General features: G+C 61.5%; 15 protein-coding genes and 1 tRNA gene. 9 read left to right on the top strand and 7 right to left on the bottom strand.

Annotated features, from left to right (window positions below):
- Nucleotides 1–56: 56 nt before the first annotated feature.
- The 3 genes from USDA257_RS17495 to USDA257_RS17485 form a co-directional block, all read right to left on the bottom strand.
- Complete coding sequence (locus USDA257_RS17495) at nt 57–1,379, bottom strand: homoserine dehydrogenase (RefSeq protein WP_014764292.1); 1,323 nt, start codon at nt 1,377–1,379, stop codon at nt 57–59.
- A 73-nt stretch (nt 1,380–1,452) separates the two neighbouring features.
- The gene (locus USDA257_RS17490) at nt 1,453–2,670 is read right to left on the bottom strand and encodes an LL-diaminopimelate aminotransferase (RefSeq protein WP_012707954.1); all 1,218 of its coding nucleotides are present in this window, start codon (nt 2,668–2,670) and stop codon (nt 1,453–1,455) included.
- A 124-nt stretch (nt 2,671–2,794) separates the two neighbouring features.
- Nucleotides 2,795–3,100, bottom strand: coding sequence for an SHOCT domain-containing protein (locus USDA257_RS17485; RefSeq protein WP_014764291.1), 306 nt, complete (start codon nt 3,098–3,100; stop codon nt 2,795–2,797).
- Nucleotides 3,101–3,209: 109 nt separating this feature from the next.
- Here USDA257_RS17485 and phaC point away from each other — a divergent pair, with 109 nt between their 5' ends.
- The 4 genes from phaC to radC are packed head-to-tail and all read left to right on the top strand — an operon-like array spanning nt 3,210 to nt 7,447.
- Nucleotides 3,210–5,054, top strand: coding sequence for a poly(3-hydroxyalkanoate) polymerase subunit PhaC (gene phaC, locus USDA257_RS17480; RefSeq protein ID WP_014764290.1), 1,845 nt, complete (start codon nt 3,210–3,212; stop codon nt 5,052–5,054).
- Nucleotides 5,055–5,070: 16 nt separating this feature from the next.
- On the top strand, nt 5,071–5,826 hold the full coding sequence (gene sfsA, locus USDA257_RS17475) for a DNA/RNA nuclease SfsA (protein ID WP_014764289.1): 756 nt from the start codon (nt 5,071–5,073) through the stop codon (nt 5,824–5,826).
- On the top strand, nt 5,820–6,659 hold the full coding sequence (gene map, locus USDA257_RS17470; RefSeq protein WP_014764288.1) for a type I methionyl aminopeptidase: 840 nt from the start codon (nt 5,820–5,822) through the stop codon (nt 6,657–6,659). The genes sfsA and map overlap by 7 nt, the downstream gene beginning before the upstream one ends.
- Nucleotides 6,656–7,447: a RadC family protein gene (radC, locus tag USDA257_RS17465; protein WP_014764287.1), complete on the top strand. Its 792-nt coding sequence runs from the start codon at nt 6,656–6,658 to the stop codon at nt 7,445–7,447. The genes map and radC overlap by 4 nt, the downstream gene beginning before the upstream one ends.
- A gap of 33 nt (nt 7,448–7,480) precedes the next feature.
- On the opposite strand, the gene USDA257_RS17460 is transcribed toward radC, so the two are convergent.
- Complete coding sequence (locus USDA257_RS17460) at nt 7,481–8,542, bottom strand: magnesium and cobalt transport protein CorA (RefSeq protein WP_014764286.1); 1,062 nt, start codon at nt 8,540–8,542, stop codon at nt 7,481–7,483.
- Between the two features lie 188 nt (nt 8,543–8,730).
- Here USDA257_RS17460 and sthA point away from each other — a divergent pair, with 188 nt between their 5' ends.
- A complete protein-coding gene (gene sthA / locus USDA257_RS17455) occupies nt 8,731–10,134 on the top strand; it encodes a Si-specific NAD(P)(+) transhydrogenase (protein ID WP_014764285.1) in 1,404 nt (467 codons plus the stop codon).
- Between the two features lie 117 nt (nt 10,135–10,251).
- On the opposite strand, the gene tig is transcribed toward sthA, so the two are convergent.
- Nucleotides 10,252–11,727, bottom strand: coding sequence for a trigger factor (gene tig / locus USDA257_RS17450; RefSeq protein WP_014764284.1), 1,476 nt, complete (start codon nt 11,725–11,727; stop codon nt 10,252–10,254).
- A gap of 546 nt (nt 11,728–12,273) precedes the next feature.
- Between tig and USDA257_RS17445 the strand changes: the two genes are divergently transcribed.
- The 4 genes from USDA257_RS17445 to trmFO all read left to right on the top strand — a co-directional run bounded on the left by USDA257_RS17445 (nt 12,274) and on the right by trmFO (nt 15,457).
- Nucleotides 12,274–12,356: transfer RNA gene (locus USDA257_RS17445), tRNA-Leu, on the top strand.
- A gap of 903 nt (nt 12,357–13,259) precedes the next feature.
- Nucleotides 13,260–13,403 (top strand): DUF1127 domain-containing protein, encoded by a 144-nt coding sequence (locus tag USDA257_RS34210; RefSeq protein ID WP_014328243.1) that lies wholly within the window; start codon nt 13,260–13,262, stop codon nt 13,401–13,403.
- 402 nt (nt 13,404–13,805) lie between these two features.
- Nucleotides 13,806–13,949 carry a DUF1127 domain-containing protein gene (locus tag USDA257_RS35550; protein WP_014764283.1) on the top strand — a complete coding sequence of 48 codons (144 nt, stop codon included), beginning with the start codon at nt 13,806–13,808 and terminating at the stop codon, nt 13,947–13,949.
- A gap of 86 nt (nt 13,950–14,035) precedes the next feature.
- Nucleotides 14,036–15,457: a methylenetetrahydrofolate--tRNA-(uracil(54)-C(5))-methyltransferase (FADH(2)-oxidizing) TrmFO gene (gene trmFO / locus USDA257_RS17440; RefSeq protein WP_014764282.1), complete on the top strand. Its 1,422-nt coding sequence runs from the start codon at nt 14,036–14,038 to the stop codon at nt 15,455–15,457.
- 5 nt (nt 15,458–15,462) lie between these two features.
- On the opposite strand, the gene USDA257_RS17435 is transcribed toward trmFO, so the two are convergent.
- On the bottom strand, nt 15,463–15,921 hold the full coding sequence (locus tag USDA257_RS17435) for a hypothetical protein (RefSeq protein ID WP_014764281.1): 459 nt from the start codon (nt 15,919–15,921) through the stop codon (nt 15,463–15,465).
- A 100-nt stretch (nt 15,922–16,021) separates the two neighbouring features.
- Nucleotides 16,022–16,861 carry a phytoene/squalene synthase family protein gene (locus tag USDA257_RS17430; protein ID WP_014764280.1) on the bottom strand — a complete coding sequence of 280 codons (840 nt, stop codon included), beginning with the start codon at nt 16,859–16,861 and terminating at the stop codon, nt 16,022–16,024.
- Nucleotides 16,862–16,880 lie beyond the last annotated feature (19 nt).

Raw genomic sequence — 16,880 nt, 5'->3', positions numbered from 1 at the left:
CGGCCACTCCAGCCCGTAACAGGCATCCTGGAGTGTTTCTCAACAGATTTAAGGGATCACCAGTCCTTGGGCCGCTCGATGCGGATCACCTGCGGCTCTCCGACGAGATAGCCCTCGCCCTTGATCGAGACGATCGCCCTGCGCACCGAAGCTTCGTGCGTTGCATGCGTGACCAGGATGATCGTCTTCGGTTCGGCAGGATCCGCGTAATGCTTGGAATGCTGCATGATCGATTCGAGCGAGATGTCGTTTTCCGCCATGTGCCGGGCGATGTTGGCGAAGACGCCGGTGCGATCGACCACTTTCAGGCGAATGAAGTATCCGCCCTCGTGGCTCTGCATCCGGGCCCGCTTGTAGGGCAGCAGGGCCGTGGTGGGCCGTCCGAACGCCGGGACGTGTTGGGCGCCCGGGCGGCTCTTGGCGATGTCGGCGATATCGCCAAGCACCGCCGATGCCGTCGCATTGCCGCCGGCGCCGGGGCCGACCATCAGCAATTCGCCCAGAATGTCGGACTCGATCGCGACCGCATTCGTCACGCCGTCGACTTGTGCGATGACGGAGTCATACGGAACCATCGTCGGGTGGACGCGCTGCTCGATACCGCTATCGGTACGCTGCGCCACGCCGAGCAGCTTGATGCGGTAGCCAAGGTCGGCGGCTGCCTGGATGTCCTCGATCGAGATATTGGTGATGCCTTCCAGGTAGATGTCATCGGCGGCGATCGCCGTGCCGAAGGCTAGGCTGGTCAGGATCGAGAGCTTGTGGGCGGTGTCATTGCCCTCGATATCGAAGGCCGGGTCCGCTTCGGCGTAGCCGAGGCGCTGCGCTTCCTTCAGGCAAGCCTCGAAGGTCAGCCCCTCCTTCTCCATCTTTGTCAGGATGTAGTTGCAGGTTCCGTTCATGATCCCGTAGACGCGCGAGACGGTATTGCCCGTCAGCGATTCGCGCAGCGCCTTGATGACCGGGATGCCGCCGGCGACCGCCGCCTCGTAGTTGAGCAGCGCGCCCTGTTCCTCGGCAATGCCGGCGAGTTCGATGCCGTGCTGCGCCAGCAGCGCCTTGTTGGCGGTAACCACATGGATACCGCGCTTCAGTGCCGCCTTGACCGAGGAATAGGCCGGATCCCCGGCCCCGCCCATCAACTCGACAAAGACATCGATATCCGCCTCGGAGGCGAGTGCCACCGCGTTCTCGAACCAGGCGGCCTTACCCAGATCGACGCCGCGGTCCTTGCTGCGATCCCTTGCCGCCACGGCAACAAGCTCGATCGGCCTTCCGCACGTCGTTGCCAGCATCTCACGACGTTCCTGGAGAATCCGCACGAGTGAGGCACCAACCGTCCCCAAGCCCGCAATGCCGATTTTGAGGGCATCTGCCATAGCAAGTTCCTAACATGTAGAAGGCGCCCCGCCGGAGCGGCAGGGCCATTTTGCGCGAAAGTCGGCTCTTTTCCTACCGATGTGCATTCAGCGAGACGACATTGTGCATCGTCTCATCCGCCGTCGACAGGAAGCGCTTGATGTTGCGCGCCGCCTGGCGGATGCGGTGCTCGTTCTCGACGAGCGCCAGGCGGACATAATCGTCGCCCTGCTCGCCGAAGCCGATGCCGGGGGCCACCGCGACATCCGCCTTCTCGACGAGCAGCTTGGAGAACTCCAGCGAGCCGAGGTGGCGGAACTTCTCGGGGATCTTCGCCCAGGCGAACATCGTCGCCGGCGGCGGCGGCACTTCGAAGCCGGCCTTGCCGAAGCTGTCGACCATCACGTCGCGGCGGCGCTTGTAGATGTTGCGCACCTCGGCGATGTCGCTGCCGTCGCCGTTCAACGCCTGGGTCGCGGCCACCTGGATCGGCGTGAAGGCGCCGTAATCGAGATAGGACTTCACCCGCGTCAGCGCCGCGATCAGGCGCTCGTTGCCGACGGCGAAGCCCATCCGCCAGCCGGGCATCGAAAACGTCTTCGACATCGAGGTGAATTCGACCGTGACGTCGATCGCGCCCGGCACTTCCAGGACCGAGGGCGGCGGCACGTCGTCGAAGTAGATTTCCGAATAGGCCAGGTCCGACAGCACGATGATGTCGTGCTTCTTCGCGAAGGCGATAACGTCCTTATAGAAATCGAGCGTGGCGACCTGGGCGGTCGGATTGGACGGATAGTTGAGGATCAGCGCCAGGGGCTTCGGGATCGAGTGCTTCACGGCGCGCTCAAGCGGCGGGAAGAAGCTCTCGTCCGGCTCGACCGAGATCGAACGGATGACGCCGCCGGCCATCAGGAATCCGAAGGCATGGATCGGATAGGTCGGGTTCGGACACAGAACGACGTCGCCCGGAGCGGTGATCGCCTGCGCCATGTTGGCGAAGCCTTCTTTTGAGCCCAGCGTGGCGACGACCTGCGTCTCGGGATTGAGCTTGACGCCGAAGCGGCGGGCATAATAGGCGGCCTGGGCGCGGCGCAGCCCCGGAATGCCCTTCGAGGAAGAATAACGATGGGTGCGCGGGTCCTGGACGACTTCGCAGAGCTTGTCGACGATCGACTGCGGAGTGGGAAGATCCGGATTGCCCATGCCGAGGTCGATGATGTCAGCACCGGCGGCTCGCGCGCTTGCTTTCAAACGGTTGACCTGTTCGAAAACATAGGGCGGCAAACGCCGGACTTTATGAAACTCTTCCATCTCCAGACCTCATTTGGCGCGCGGTTTCGCGGGCCTCATCGGCAATCGCTCAACATGCGCGGGGTGAATGGCCGTCAGTGCGGCCATTCAACGCTTTGCGGCCAAATCACGAGAAAGGCAAGTGCTAATTCTCGATCTGTTTTTGCGCTTCGACCCCATGCTGTTCGGCGAGCAACTGCAATTCCTTCAGACGGCGCTGATACTCCGCTTCGGAGATGACGCCGGATTTACGCTGCGCGGCAAGCGCCGTCAGTTGCCCCTGCATGTTCACCGCCTCTGCGTCGGTCATCTGCTGCATGGCGGCAGGCTTCTGCCCGTAGACCGAAGGATAGGTGGCGAGATCGGCCGTCGAATTGCATCCGGCAAGCATGCCTGCGAGAATCAACCCGGAAATCCGGGAAAGCGAACGCTGGTTTGCGACGACGAGCATGCTGGCGATGACCTCTGTTTTTAAGGAGCGACGATGCGCTAGCCCTTGTAATCATTTTCGGGCAGAATGTAAAAATACAAAACAAACAACGTGCTGTGGAGGACGCCGGGTGACATCAGACAAGGCCGAGGACACCACGGGCAAGGGCGGCTTTTCAGGCTTCGATCCCAAATCTGTCGAGCCTTACATCGTCAAGGACCCCCAGAACTTGGCCATCAACCTGGCCCGCGCGGTCGAACAGATGGGAAAGGCGGCTTCCGCATGGTTGGCGCCGCGGGAGGCCGGCGAGAAAAAAGATACTTACTCCGAGCCTGTCTCCGACATGGTCAAGACACTCTCCAAAGTCTCCGAATACTGGCTCTCCGATCCGCGTCGAACGCTGGAAGCGCAGACGCATCTGATGGGGAGCTTCTTCGACATCTGGTCGCGGACACTGCACCGGATGGCCGGCGACGACGTCGCCGAATCGGAGAACCTCCAACGCAACGACAAACGCTTTGCGGACGAGGACTGGGTGAAGAATCCCTTCTTCGACTTCATTCGCCAGGCCTATTTCACGACATCCGACTGGGCGGAGCAAATGGTCAAGGAGGCCGAGGGCCTCGACGACCATACCCGCCACAAGGCGGCCTTCTACGTGCGCCAGATCTCCAGCGCGCTCTCTCCGAGCAATTTCATCACCACGAATCCGCAGCTCTACCGGGAGACCGTCGCCTCGAGCGGGGCAAATCTCGTCAAGGGCATGCAGATGCTCGCCGAGGACATCGCCGCCGGGCGCGGCGAGCTCCGGCTCAGGCAAACTGATACCAGCAAGTTCGCCATCGGCGAGAACATTGCGATCACCCCCGGCAAGGTGATCGCACAATCCGACATTTGCCAGGTCATCCAATACGAAGCGAGCACCGAAACGGTGCTGAAGCGGCCGCTCCTGATCTGCCCGCCGTGGATCAACAAGTACTACGTGCTCGACCTCAACCCGCAAAAGTCCTTCATCAAATGGGCAGTGGACCAGGGCCACACGGTCTTCGTCATCTCCTGGGTCAATCCGGATGAGCGCCACGCCCGAAAGGACTGGGAAGCCTATGCACGCGAAGGCGTCGGCTTCGCGCTCGACACGATCGAACAGGCAACCGGCGAGCGCGAGGTCAATGCGATCGGCTATTGCGTCGGCGGCACCCTGCTCGGCGCCACGCTGGCGCTCCATGCAGCCGAAGGCGACGACCGTATCCGCTCGGCGACGCTCTTCACCACCCAGGTGGATTTCACCTATGCGGGCGACCTCAAGGTCTTCGTCGACGACGACCAGATTCAGCAGATCGAAGCCAAAATGAGCGCCACCGGCTATCTCGAAGGCTCGAAAATGGCGACCGCATTCAACATGCTTCGCGCTTCCGAGTTGATCTGGCCCTATTTCGTGAACAACTACCTCAAGGGCCAGGACCCCCTGCCCTTCGACCTGCTCTACTGGAACTCCGATTCGACGCGGATGCCCGCTGCCAACCACTCCTTCTATCTGCGCAATTGCTATCTCGAGAACAAGCTCGCCAAGGGCGAGATGGTGCTTGCCGGACGCAAGGTGTCGCTCGGCGACGTAAAGATCCCGATCTACAACCTCGCCACCAAGGAAGATCACATCGCACCGGCGAAGTCCGTCTTCCTTGGCAGCGGGCTCTTCGGCGGCAAGGTTACCTTCGTTCTGTCCGGCTCCGGCCACATTGCGGGCGTCGTCAACCCGCCGGACAAGAGCAAATACCAGTTCTGGACGGGCGGACCCCCGAAGGGCGATCTGGAGGAATGGCTGGAGAAGGCCAAGGAAACGCCGGGCTCCTGGTGGCCGCATTGGCACGACTGGGTCGAAAAGCTCGACAAGCGACGCGTTCCCGCCCGCAAGGCCGGAGGGCCGCTCAACTCCATCGAGGAAGCGCCGGGCTCCTACGTGCGCGTTCGCGCCTGACCCGCGGAAACGCATCGTGAACTTCTCCCGCCCGCTCGTTCCAGCAACGCTTCTCCAGCGTTACAAACGCTTCCTCTTCGATGCCGATCTTGCCGACGGGACGCGGATCACCGGCTCCTGCCCGAATACCGGCTCGATGCGCGGCCTCACGGCGCCCGGATCGGCCATCTGGCTGTCGGAGCATGACTCGCCAACACGCAAGTACCGCCACATGCTGGAGATTGTCGAGGCGGACGGAACGCTTGTCGGCATCAACACCGGGCTGCCAAACCGGATCGCCGAGGAAGCGATCGCCGCCGGACTGGTCAGCGATCTCCATACTTATGAAACGCTCCGCCGCGAACAGAGATACGGGCGAAATTCGAGGATCGATATTCTGCTCATCGATCCGGCGAAGGGCCTTGCCTATGTCGAAGTAAAGAATGTCCATTTCAGCCGAGCCGAGGCAATGGCGGAGTTTCCCGACAGCCCGACGGCGCGCGGCTCCAAGCACCTTGACGAACTCGGCGACATGGTCGAGGCCGGACACCGGGCGATCATGCTCTATCTTGTTCAAAGAAGCGACTGCAGCGTCTTGCGGATATGCCGCGACCTCGATCCGGTTTATGCTCGGGCTTTCGAACGGGCCACTGCGCGCGGCGTCGAAGCCTATGCGATCAGATGCGCGATATCGCCATTCGAGATCGTGCCGACCGCAGCGATGACAGTGGACGAACCGGTCCTTGCTGATTTAAGAAAATCGCCTGAAACATCGAAAGTCTTGGAATGGTAACTTACATCGAGGCCGGCGCCGCCCCCTACAAGAACACCGGCGTCATTCGTCTCTACGGACCGGATGGATTCGAAGGCATGCGCAAGGCCTGTCAGGTGACGGCACGCTGCCTCGACGAACTGGCGTCGCAGGTGCAGCCCGGCGTCACGACGGAAGAGATCGATCGCTTCGTCTACGAATTCGGCATGGATCACGGTGCGCTGCCCGCGACCCTGAACTATCGCGGCTATACAAAGTCGTCCTGCACCTCGATCAATCACGTCGTCTGCCACGGCATTCCGAACGACAAGCCGTTGCGCGACGGCGATATCGTCAACATCGACGTGACCTATGTCGTCGATGGCTGGCATGGCGATTCCAGCCGGATGTACCCGGTCGGCGAGATCAAGCGCGCCGCCGAACGCCTGCTCGAAGTCACGCATGAATGCCTGATGCGCGGCATAGCGGCGGTTCGTCCCGGCGCCCGTACCGGCGCGATCGGCGAGGCAATTCAGATCTATGCGGAGTCGGAGCGCTGCTCGGTCGTCCGGGACTTCTGCGGCCACGGCGTTGGCCGCCTCTTCCACGATGCTCCGAACATCCTCCACTATGGTAACGCCAGCGAAGGTCCGGAACTTAAGGAGGGCATGATCTTCACGATCGAGCCGATGATCAATCTCGGCCGCCCGCATGTAAAGGTGCTCTCAGACGGCTGGACGGCCGTGACGCGCGACCGGTCGCTTTCGGCGCAGTATGAACACACGGTCGGCGTTACGGCGAACGGCTGCGAAGTTTTCACGCTTTCACCGGCTGGCCTTTTCATGCCTGGCGTCAGCGCACTGGGCAACGCGTGACGAAACCGCCTCTTTTTCCTGAACCGGACGCCGCTGAGCCCGCCGACGAACGGCAGTTCTTCGCGCGCCAGAAGACACGCAAGCTCGACAAGGCGCCGACGCCTGGCGGCACCGCCGAGGCGCACTATCACGGCCATCGGGATCGGCTACGGATTCGCTACCGCGAACAGGGCGATGCGGCGCTCGCAGACTACGAGATCCTCGAACTCATTCTGTTCCGCCTCATACCCCGCCGCGACACGAAACCGATCGCCAAGGACCTTCTCGCTCGCTTCGGTACGCTGGCCGGGGTTTTCGGCGCGCCGCAGCAGCTTTTGCAGGAGGTCAAGGGCGTCGGCGAGTCCGTCGCGCTCGACCTGAAACTCATCGCGACCGCGGCGCAACGGATGATGAAGAGCGAACTGCGCAACAAGCAGGTCCTCTCATCCTGGAGCGCCGTGATCGACTATTGTCACGCTGCAATGGCGCATGAAACGAAGGAACAGTTCCGCATCCTGTTTCTCGACAAACGCAACACGCTGATTGCCGACGAGGTGCAGCAGCAGGGAACCGTCGATCACACGCCCGTCTATCCGCGCGAGGTCGTCAAGCGTGCCCTGGAGCTTTCCGCGACCGCTTTGATCCTGGTGCACAACCATCCGTCCGGCGATCCGACGCCGTCGCGCGCGGATATAGAAATGACGAAGCTGATCGCCGAGGCGGCCAAGCCGCTCGGCATCACGGTCCACGACCACGTGATCATCGGCAAGGACGGACACGTCAGCATGAAGGGGTTGCGGCTGTTCTAAATAAGGCTCGCGCAGAACCGTTCCGGTTCCAAATCAAAGCCACCGCGCCCGTCGGAACAACCGGTAAAGCGTCGCGCAGAGCCCAAAGATCACAGCCAATACGACGAAATAGCCATAACGGAACCGGAGCTCCGGCATGTCCTCGAAGTTCATGCCGTAAATCCCGGCGATTGCCGTGGGGACTGCCAGGATCGCCGCCCATGAGGCGAGCTTGCGCGAGATTTCCGTCTGCTCCGACTGACCGATCATCAGGCTTGCCTCGAAGGTAAAGGCCAACACTTCGCGGAGCGCGTCGATGTCCTCCTGCACGCGGCGAACGTGATCGGTGACGTCACGGAAGAGCGGCTGCATGGCCGCGTCCATGCCAGGCAGTTCGAGATGCTCGTGACGGCGGCAGACATCGACCAAAGGCACGACAGCATTGCGCAGTTTGAGCAGATTGCGGCGCATCAAATAGAGCCGCTCGACATCCGCCTTGTCCAGCCGTGAGCGCAACAGCCGATCCTCCAGTTCCTCAACCTCGCTGTGGATCGCCTCGACCACCGGCATGTAGTTATCAACGATGAAATCGAGGATCGAATAGAGAATGTAGTTTTCGCCATGGGCAAGCGCTCCCGGCGAGGATTCGCAGCGCTGCCTCACCGCCATATAGGACGTCGATGCACCGTGACGAACGGAGACGACATAGCCGCGCCCGACGAAGAGATGCGTCTCGCCGAAGGCGATCTCGTCATCGACCATATGAGCGGTTCGTGCCACGGCGAAGATCGCATCGCCGTAGATTTCGAGCTTCGGACGCTGGTGCGCCTTGCCCGCATCCTCGATCGCCAGATCATGCAGGTCGAACTCCTTCTGCACCTGCCGCAGCAATTGCTGGTCCGGCTCGTGCAGGCCGATCCAAACGACGGCGTTCTCGCGATGTCGCCACTCTCCGGCCTCTTCGATCTCTATGTCGCGAACGCGCCGGCCGTTCTGATAGACGGCAGCCGCCACGACGCCGTGCCGATGGCTCGCCTTTCCTTCGACCGCTGGCGCGTCGCCATCGTGCACGGGTTGCACACCGTTCGCTGAACCCTTCATCCACTCGAGCGCCATGCCTGACCATTCTCCCTTTCTCGCCGCCGAACGCAGGCAGCATAGCGATGTTTGGCATCGGACGCATCCAGGACAGATCGTTGCGGCATTGCTACTTCATCAAACCGTCCGATTGACGATATAGATGTCCGTGCGCGAATTTTGCCGCATCGCAAAAACGATTCTCGCTTGGCTCAAGGGAAGCGTTCATGAACCAGTTCGATCTTATCGTCGTCGGCAGCGGTCCGGCCGGCCGCAGAGGCGCAATTCAGGCTGCCAAGCTCGGCAAGAGAGTGCTCGTCATCGAGCAGGGTAAACGTGTTGGCGGCGTCTCCGTCCACACCGGCACGATTCCATCCAAGACGCTGCGCGAAACGGCACTCAACCTCTCGGGCTGGCGCGAGCGCGGCTTCTACGGCCGTTCCTATCGGGTGAAGCAGGAGATCAGCGCCGAAGACTTGCGTCAGCGCCTGATCATCACGCTCAACCACGAGGTCGAGGTGTTGGAGCATCAATTTGCGCGAAACCGCGTCCAGCACATCCGTGGCAAAGCGAGCTTCGTTGGTCCGACCACGCTCGAGATCGTCAAGGATGACGGCGAGAGCATGCACGTTTCCGGCACCAGCATCCTGCTGGCCGTGGGCACGAGACCTCTCCGACCGGATTATATACCGTTCGACGGCAGGACCGTTCTCGATAGCGATGAGCTCCTCGAGATTCAGAATCTGCCGCGTTCGCTGGTGGTCATCGGCGCGGGCGTCGTCGGCATCGAATACGCCACCATCTTCAGCGCGCTCGATACGCAGGTGACGGTGATCGACCCCAAGACCACCATGCTCGACTTCATCGACAAGGAGATCGTCGAGGACTTCACCTATCAGCTCAGGGACCGCAACATGAAACTCAATCTCGGCCAGAAAGCCGAGAAGGTGGAGCGGCTCGATGATGGTAAGGTCATGCTTACCCTCGACAATGGCCGCAAGATCACGACGGAAATGGTCCTGTTCGCCGCCGGCCGCATGGGAGCAACCGATGCACTCAATCTCGCGGCTGCCGGTCTCGAAGCGGACAGCCGCGGGCGCCTGAAGGTCAATCCGGAAACATTCCAGACCGCCGTTCCGAACATCTATGCCGCAGGCGACGTGGTCGGCTTCCCGAGCCTCGCCTCGACCTCGATGGAACAGGGTCGCGTCGCAGCGCGCGTCGCTGTCGGCGCGATCGCCAAGGAGCCGCAAAAGTACTTCCCCTACGGCATCTATGCGGTGCCGGAAATCTCCACCTGCGGGCTTTCCGAAGAGGAAGTGAAGGATCGCGGCATCCCCTATGAGTGTGGCATCGCCCGGTTCCGCGAAACATCGCGCGGCCACATCATGGGGCTCGATGCGGGCCTCCTGAAGATGATCTTCTCGCTGAAGACCCGGCGCCTGCTCGGCGTGCACATCATCGGCGAAGGCGCCACCGAGCTCGTCCATATCGGCCAGGCGGTCCTGAACCTGAAGGGCACGGTCGAATATTTCGTCGAGAACACCTTCAACTACCCGACGCTTGCCGAGGCCTACAAGATCGCCGGGCTCGACGCCTGGAACCGTATGGGCGAGATCAAGGCCATCTAGGCGCAATCCCTTCGGTTCCCGCAAGTCAGGCCGCCGGTTTCGGCGGCCTTTTACTTTCTCGCAAATGAGAAAGGCCGCCCGGAGGCGGCCTCTTTTAAAGTATTCGGGAAAGCTCGATTACTCGGCGCCTTCGTCCGCAGCCTTCTTCTTGGCAGGAGCCTTCTTCTTCGGAGCTGCTGCTTCTTCGCCTTCGGCAGCTTCCGCTTTGGCAGCCGCCTTCTTCTTGGCGGGAGCCTTCTTTGCCGGCTTATCCTCGGCTTCGTCCTCAGCCATCAGCTCGTCCTTGGAGACGGTCTTGTCGGTCACCGAGACTTCCGACAGCAGGTGATCGACGACCTTCTCTTCGAAGAGCGGGGCGCGCAGCGAAGCGGCGGCACCGGGGGTGTTCTTGAAGTAGTCGAGGATCTGCTTTTCCTGGCCGGGGAACTGACGCAGCTGCTCAAACAGCGAGCGCTGCATTTCGTCATCGCTCACCTGGACGCCGGCCTTCTCGCCGATTTCAGAGAGAACGAGGCCGAGGCGGACGCGGCGCTCAGCGAGCTTGCGGTACTCGGCGCGAGCTTCCTCTTCCGTCGTGTCCTCATCGGCGAAGGTCTTGCCGGCCTGCTCGAGGTCGGTGTTGATCTGGCGCCAGATGTTCTCGAATTCGGCGTCGACGAGCCGCTCCGGCGTCTCGAACTGGTAGAGCTCGTCGAGCTGGTCGAGCAGCTGGCGCTTGACCTTCTGGCGGGTGACCGAGCCGTACTGGCCTTCGATCTGGCCACGGACGATTTCCTTCAGCTTGTCGACTGATTCGAGCCCGAGCTTCGTTGCCAGTTCGTCGTTGATTTCGATCGGCGCGGCGCCGGCGACATCCTTCACGGTGATGTCGAAGGTTGCTTCCTTGCCAGCGAGGTTGGCGGCCGGATAGTCAGCCGGGAAGGTGACCGTAATCGTCTTCTCGTCGCCAGCCTTGGCACCGACGAGCTGCTCTTCGAAGCCAGGAATGAACCGGTTGGAGCCGAGAACCAGTTCGGCGTCCTCGTCCTTGCCGCCGTCGAAGGCGACTTCGTCCACCTTGCCGAGATAGTCGATGGTGACACGGTCGCCGTTGGCTGCCTTGCCCTTCTTCGATTCATAGGTGCGCGCGCTTTCGGCGATGCGCAGGATCTGCTCGTTGACTTCGTCCTCGCTGATGTCGACGACTTCGCGGGTCACCTTGATGCCGGTCGCATCTTTGAGTTCGATCGCCGGGATGATCTCGTAGGCGAGCGTGAACTCGAAATCGGCTTCAGCCTTAAGGATCTTGTCGGCTTCGGCCTCGTCCTCGGTCATGGCGACTTCAGGCTGGGTAGCCGACTTCTCGCCGCGGCCCGTGAGGATTTCGGTCGGCTTTTCGCGAACGATCTCGTTGACGAGCTCGGCCATGATCGACTTGCCGTAGACCTTCTTCAGATGCGCGACCGGCACCTTGCCGGGACGGAAGCCGTTGATGCGGACACGGTCCTTCACGTCGGCCAGACGCTCGTTCATCCGAGCTTCCATTTCACCGGCCGGGATTACGACCTTGAGTTCGCGCTTCAGCCCTTGAGCGAGCGTTTCGATAACCTGCATGTTCAAACCTTCACTTCACGTTGACAGTGCTCTTGCCCCGAAAGGTGTGGCGAGCACTTGAGCCGATCCATTTGCCGGGAGTGGCTTTACGCAATTCCGCAAGCGTTTTGCAAGCAAAATGGCATTTTGCCCGCCCTCCTCACCGTCGAATACCGACATGCGGCCGCGATATTGTCCCGGTTTGATCGGCAAGACATGAACGTTCTCGCCTCGCCGCACCAGGGCCAATTCATCGCCACGCAATGTCCGTCTACCAGAGGACAGTGAACTCAATCACTTAGCCGCGATCGCCACGTCACTTTCGACAGGGCGTCACGGAGTCATGGCACATTTCGCGGTGTCACGGGCGCCAAATACACCCGATAGCCGCCGAATGGCAAGCATTTCCGGTGCCGGAGCCGTGGAGTTCTTGGCTGCGCCGGCGGGGGCACATACCGGCCAAGGGGCAATCGGCGCGCCCTGCTCGGAGCCGTCGCCCCCTGCCTTCATCCAAGGCTTGCCAAAATGCCTGTCATTGTTCTACAGGCTTCGCAAGCACCCTCCGTTGCCCGGTTGGTGGAATTGGTAGACACACTTGGTTTAGGTCCAAGCGCGAGAGCATGGGGGTTCGAGTCCCTCACCGGGCACCATCGTACCCGCCCCGCCGTACAAGTACGTGATTCCCGCGACGCTGCGGCGTCGATGTCGTGAAACGGCCAATGGTTTTTCGGCAAAGGCCTATTTGCGCGAGACGCACATCTTCCATGCCGATATCGCACTGCACAAGTCCGCGCGGCCGTCTTATATTCCACACATCAAAGCGGCGACGGCGGTGAGTGCCAAAGCAGCCCGCGGAGTGGTCGCCGCCCGGACTTCCGGAAGGACCCGAGCCGACAGCTCGACGGAATTCGAAACAGCACATTCCTCCTCCCATCGCTGTTTCGATAGCATTGGCAACACTCCTCCTCCCGGTTGCCAATCACCTTAATGACGCCCGCCGGACCTCCTCCCCGGCGGGCGTTTTTTATTGCACCTGCGAAGCAACCATCACGCTTCCGGAGCTACCCGGGGCGAAGTTGCACAGTATTGAAGCACTTCAGCTAAAGCAGGGCCTCCAGCCATGCAGCAGGCGCATATGTGCCATTCCACAGTGTCCCTATACAAATTAGGGGTGCGAGCCTATCTTCAGATCATCGGTCGGCAGCGCACTCCTCCTCCCGGCGCTCCCGATACGGATTGGCGACACTCCTCCTCCCAGTTGCCAATCAGAACAGGCAACGCCCGCTGGATCTCCTCCCCCAGCGGGCGTTGTTTTTGTTCCAGTTAGCCAGGATTCCGCCCTGTTCCGCCCCATCCGGGGCGGTTTCGAGGTGCACACCGGTGCAATAGATTAAGACTGGGCTAACGGCCGGCGGAGGATTGCAAAACCTGCATGGGTGCGATGCAGCATCGTCTCTGTTTTCGGTGCGCAAATCGATTATATTCAGAGCCATAAGATGGTGGCCAGCAAGAGAGATAGAGCGCTGGCAAACGACCCTGAAAGGAATAGGATCATGAACCTCGCACGTTCTTTCAATAACTGGCGCAAGTATCGTCAGACCTGCAGCGAGCTCGGCCGCATGAGCGACCGCGAGCTGAACGATCTCGGCATCGGCCGCTCTGACATTCCCTACGTTGCCCGCCAGGCAGTCAAGTAATCGACTAGACAAGCACTGGTTCAAAACGCCCTCCGGCACTCGCCGGCGGGCGTTTTTCTTTGTAGACTTCGCCAAAATCGGGTGGCGAAACCGCACCTTGTTCGCGCCTGCGAAATCCCCGCCCACGGCCCCTTTAGGGTGCCCCTGCTAGCGAAACAGTTGGCAGCCGGAAAACTCCGGCGAAACAAGACCCTATGCAGCCTAGGCGCCCTTTACGTCCGCCCCGTGGTGTGATGCATTTTCGGGCTCGCTCATGCCCTTGCTCATCAAATCGGCGACGCAGTGCACAAATGCATAGCAGATGCATTTTCTTTGCACTCCATCTCCCAATTAGACAAGCGTATAAGAACCTCAACGACGCAGACAAATCACTGTCGCGCCCAACTGATCTGAGGAACGACCATGAACCCCATTCGCATTGCAAAGAGCTGGATCAATTACCGCCGCACTGTCGCCGAGCTCGGCGGCCTCTCGAACCACGCGCTGAGCGACATCGGCATCACCCGCTACGATATCCGCAACATCGCGGCTCGCTCCTTCCGTTAATCGGAACGGAGCCTGGACTTCAAAGACGGCGCCCACGGGCGCCGTTTTTGTTGGAAGCACGGAATGGCTGTGGTAGGAAGCCGCGCATGAACAAGACTACCTCCCTCTATTCTCCCATTCACGTCATCGGCGGCGGGCTTGCCGGCTCGGAAGCTGCCTGGCAGATCGCCGAGGCGGGCGTGCCGGTCATTCTGCATGAGATGCGCGGCGTGCGCGGCACGGACGCGCACAAGACCGATGGTCTCGCCGAACTCGTCTGCTCCAACTCCTTCCGCTCCGACGATGCCGCCAGCAATGCCGTCGGCGTGCTGCATGCGGAAATGCGCCTGGCGGGCTCGCTGATCATGCAGGCCGCCGATCGCCACCAGGTGCCGGCCGGCGGCGCGCTTGCCGTAGATCGGGACGGCTTCTCGCACGCGGTCAGCGCCCGGATCGAAAGCCACCCGCTGATCTCGATCGTTCGCGAGGAAATCGGCGATCTGCCGCCCAAGGAATGGGACCTCGCGATCGTCGCCACCGGTCCACTGACCGCCCCCGCTCTCGCCGAGGCGATCCGCCACGAAACCGGCGCCGACGCGCTCGCCTTCTTCGATGCCATAGCGCCGATCGTCTACACCGAGACGATCGACATGGATGTGTGCTGGCACCAGTCGCGCTATGACAAGGTCGGTCCCGGCGGCACGGGCAAGGACTATATCAACTGCCCGATGACGCAGGAGCAGTACAACGCCTTCGTCGATGCGCTGATCGACAGCGACAAGACCGGCTTCAAGGAATGGGAAGGCACGCCCTATTTCGACGGCTGCCTGCCGATCGAGGTGATGGCGGAACGCGGCCGTGAAACGCTGCGTCACGGCCCGATGAAGCCGATGGGGCTGACAAATGCCCACAATCCCTCGATCAAGCCTTACGCCGTCGTGCAACTGCGCCAGGACAATGCGCTGGGCACGCTCTATAACATGGTGGGCTTCCAGACCAAACTGAAATACGGCGCCCAGACGGAAGTCTTCCGGATGATCCCGGGCCTCGAGAACGCCGAATTCGCAAGGCTCGGCGGCCTGCACCGAAACACCTATATCAACTCGCCGATCCTGCTGGATCGTTCGCTGACGCTGAAATCCCGCCCGGGTCTTCGCTTCGCCGGCCAGATCACGGGCTGCGAGGGTTACGTTGAAAGTGCCAGCATCGGGCTTCTTGCCGGACGGTTTGCCGCTGCCGAACGCAAGGGCGAAGCGCCATCGCTGCCGCCCGCCACGACCGCCTTCGGCGCGCTCCTGAATCACATCACCGGCGGGCACATCGTTTCCGACGACGAGCCCGGCAAGCGCTCGTTCCAGCCGATGAACATCAATTTCGGCCTGTTTCCGCCGTTGGAGCCGGGTGCGCTCACCAGGCCCGAGGGTGCCAAGCGCTTCCGCGGCAAGGAAAAGGCAGTTGCCAAGAAGCAGGCGACCGCGGCACGGGCGCTAAAGGACTGCGCCGACTGGCTGGCGCACGAAGCCGCCTGACGGCTTCAGTCGATCGTCTGCACCGCGACTCTCCCATCCACCGGTGCGTCGATCCCTAGGTTGAAGCTGCCGAGCAGCCACAGCGACACCTCGGCCGCCTCGGCAGCGGTGCGAAATTCGAAGTTATTGTCCAGATAGGCGAAATCCGGGAAATGGACGATGAGCCCATGCCCGCTTTCGGAGCTGTTCACCCGCAATTTCCCGGGCTGAATGACATGGCAAACATAATGCGTGCCGTGAGATTGGATGAAGCCGGCCTTGCCGTCGTGCAGACGAAGGAAGATGGCCTTGCCATCGGTGGTCGAATGCAGCGCCCGGATCGCCTCCTCCGGAAAAGCGCGGCCAAACTCTACCATCGCCGAACCGGTGTCGGGATTGCTGGCGTCGCTTTCAGCGCGCGCATTCATCCAGACATAAAACGCACCGACGAACACAATCAGAGCGATAAGTATCAACCAGAGCATCATCCGTCCCTTTCGGACGAGAGGTATTTATAGGGGCCTAACCTCTATTGCTCGAGGCTTGCGCCAGCTTGGACAGAAACGCGACCGGCAGGGATTGCCGTCAGAAACGCCGGCGGCGGCCGGCCCGCCACATCCGCCATTGACGCTGCCACTGGGGCGGTTGGATCGAGTGCCGGAGGATCCGAGCGCCGGCGACCTCGGCGCGCTCGAAAATCGGCTCGGCAAGAGCGACGGGAACGAAGGCAGAGAAATTCTGCGGAGAGATTGAACTCAAACCGCTGCGTGCCTTGGCGAGATGATCCCGGCCGAGCCCGCAGAAGGCGCGGACGGCCCGGCCGATCGCCGCCTCGTCGCGGCCGTCGAGCAGCATTTCCCTGTCGAGCCCGGTCGCCCGCAGGAGATCGGCGGGAAAATAGACCTGACCCCGCCGAGAATGGATCGGCAGGAGCAGCAACAGCCCGGCGATCGTTTGAGCAACGCCGGCATGCCCTGCTGCATCCGCCGATTTCGCGGCATTCGCCGGGTCGAGAATCAGTGAGGCAAGCTGAATGAGTGCCGACGCCGTTTCGCCGGCATAGCCTTCCAGCGCCGTCGTGTCCTCCATCGGATCGTCGTAAAGATCGAAAATCCGCGCGTCGAGCATGTTCTGTAGAACGCCAACGGGCAGACGATGCTCGTCAATGCAGCCGAGCAACGCCTCCGCCAGCGGGTGGCCCTCACCGCCCGATCGGTTTTCCAGGAGGTCACGCCACCATTGCAGCCGAATTTCGCCAGGGAGCGGCTCGTGTATCATGTCGCGGACACGGCCAATCTCGGCGTGGAAGGCGTAGAGACAGGCAAGCGAACGCCGCTTTTCCGGCGGGGCGAGCAGGCATGCAAGATAGCGATCGCGATCGGTGTCCCGCAGAGTCGCGAGGATCTGGGCATCGGGCTCTTGCACGCTGGGATTCCTTCGATAC

The sequence above is a fragment of the Sinorhizobium fredii USDA 257 genome (genome assembly GCF_000265205.3).
GTDB classification, from domain to species: Bacteria; Pseudomonadota; Alphaproteobacteria; order Rhizobiales; family Rhizobiaceae; genus Sinorhizobium; species Sinorhizobium fredii_B.
This window is presented reverse-complemented; position numbering and strand designations above follow the sequence as displayed.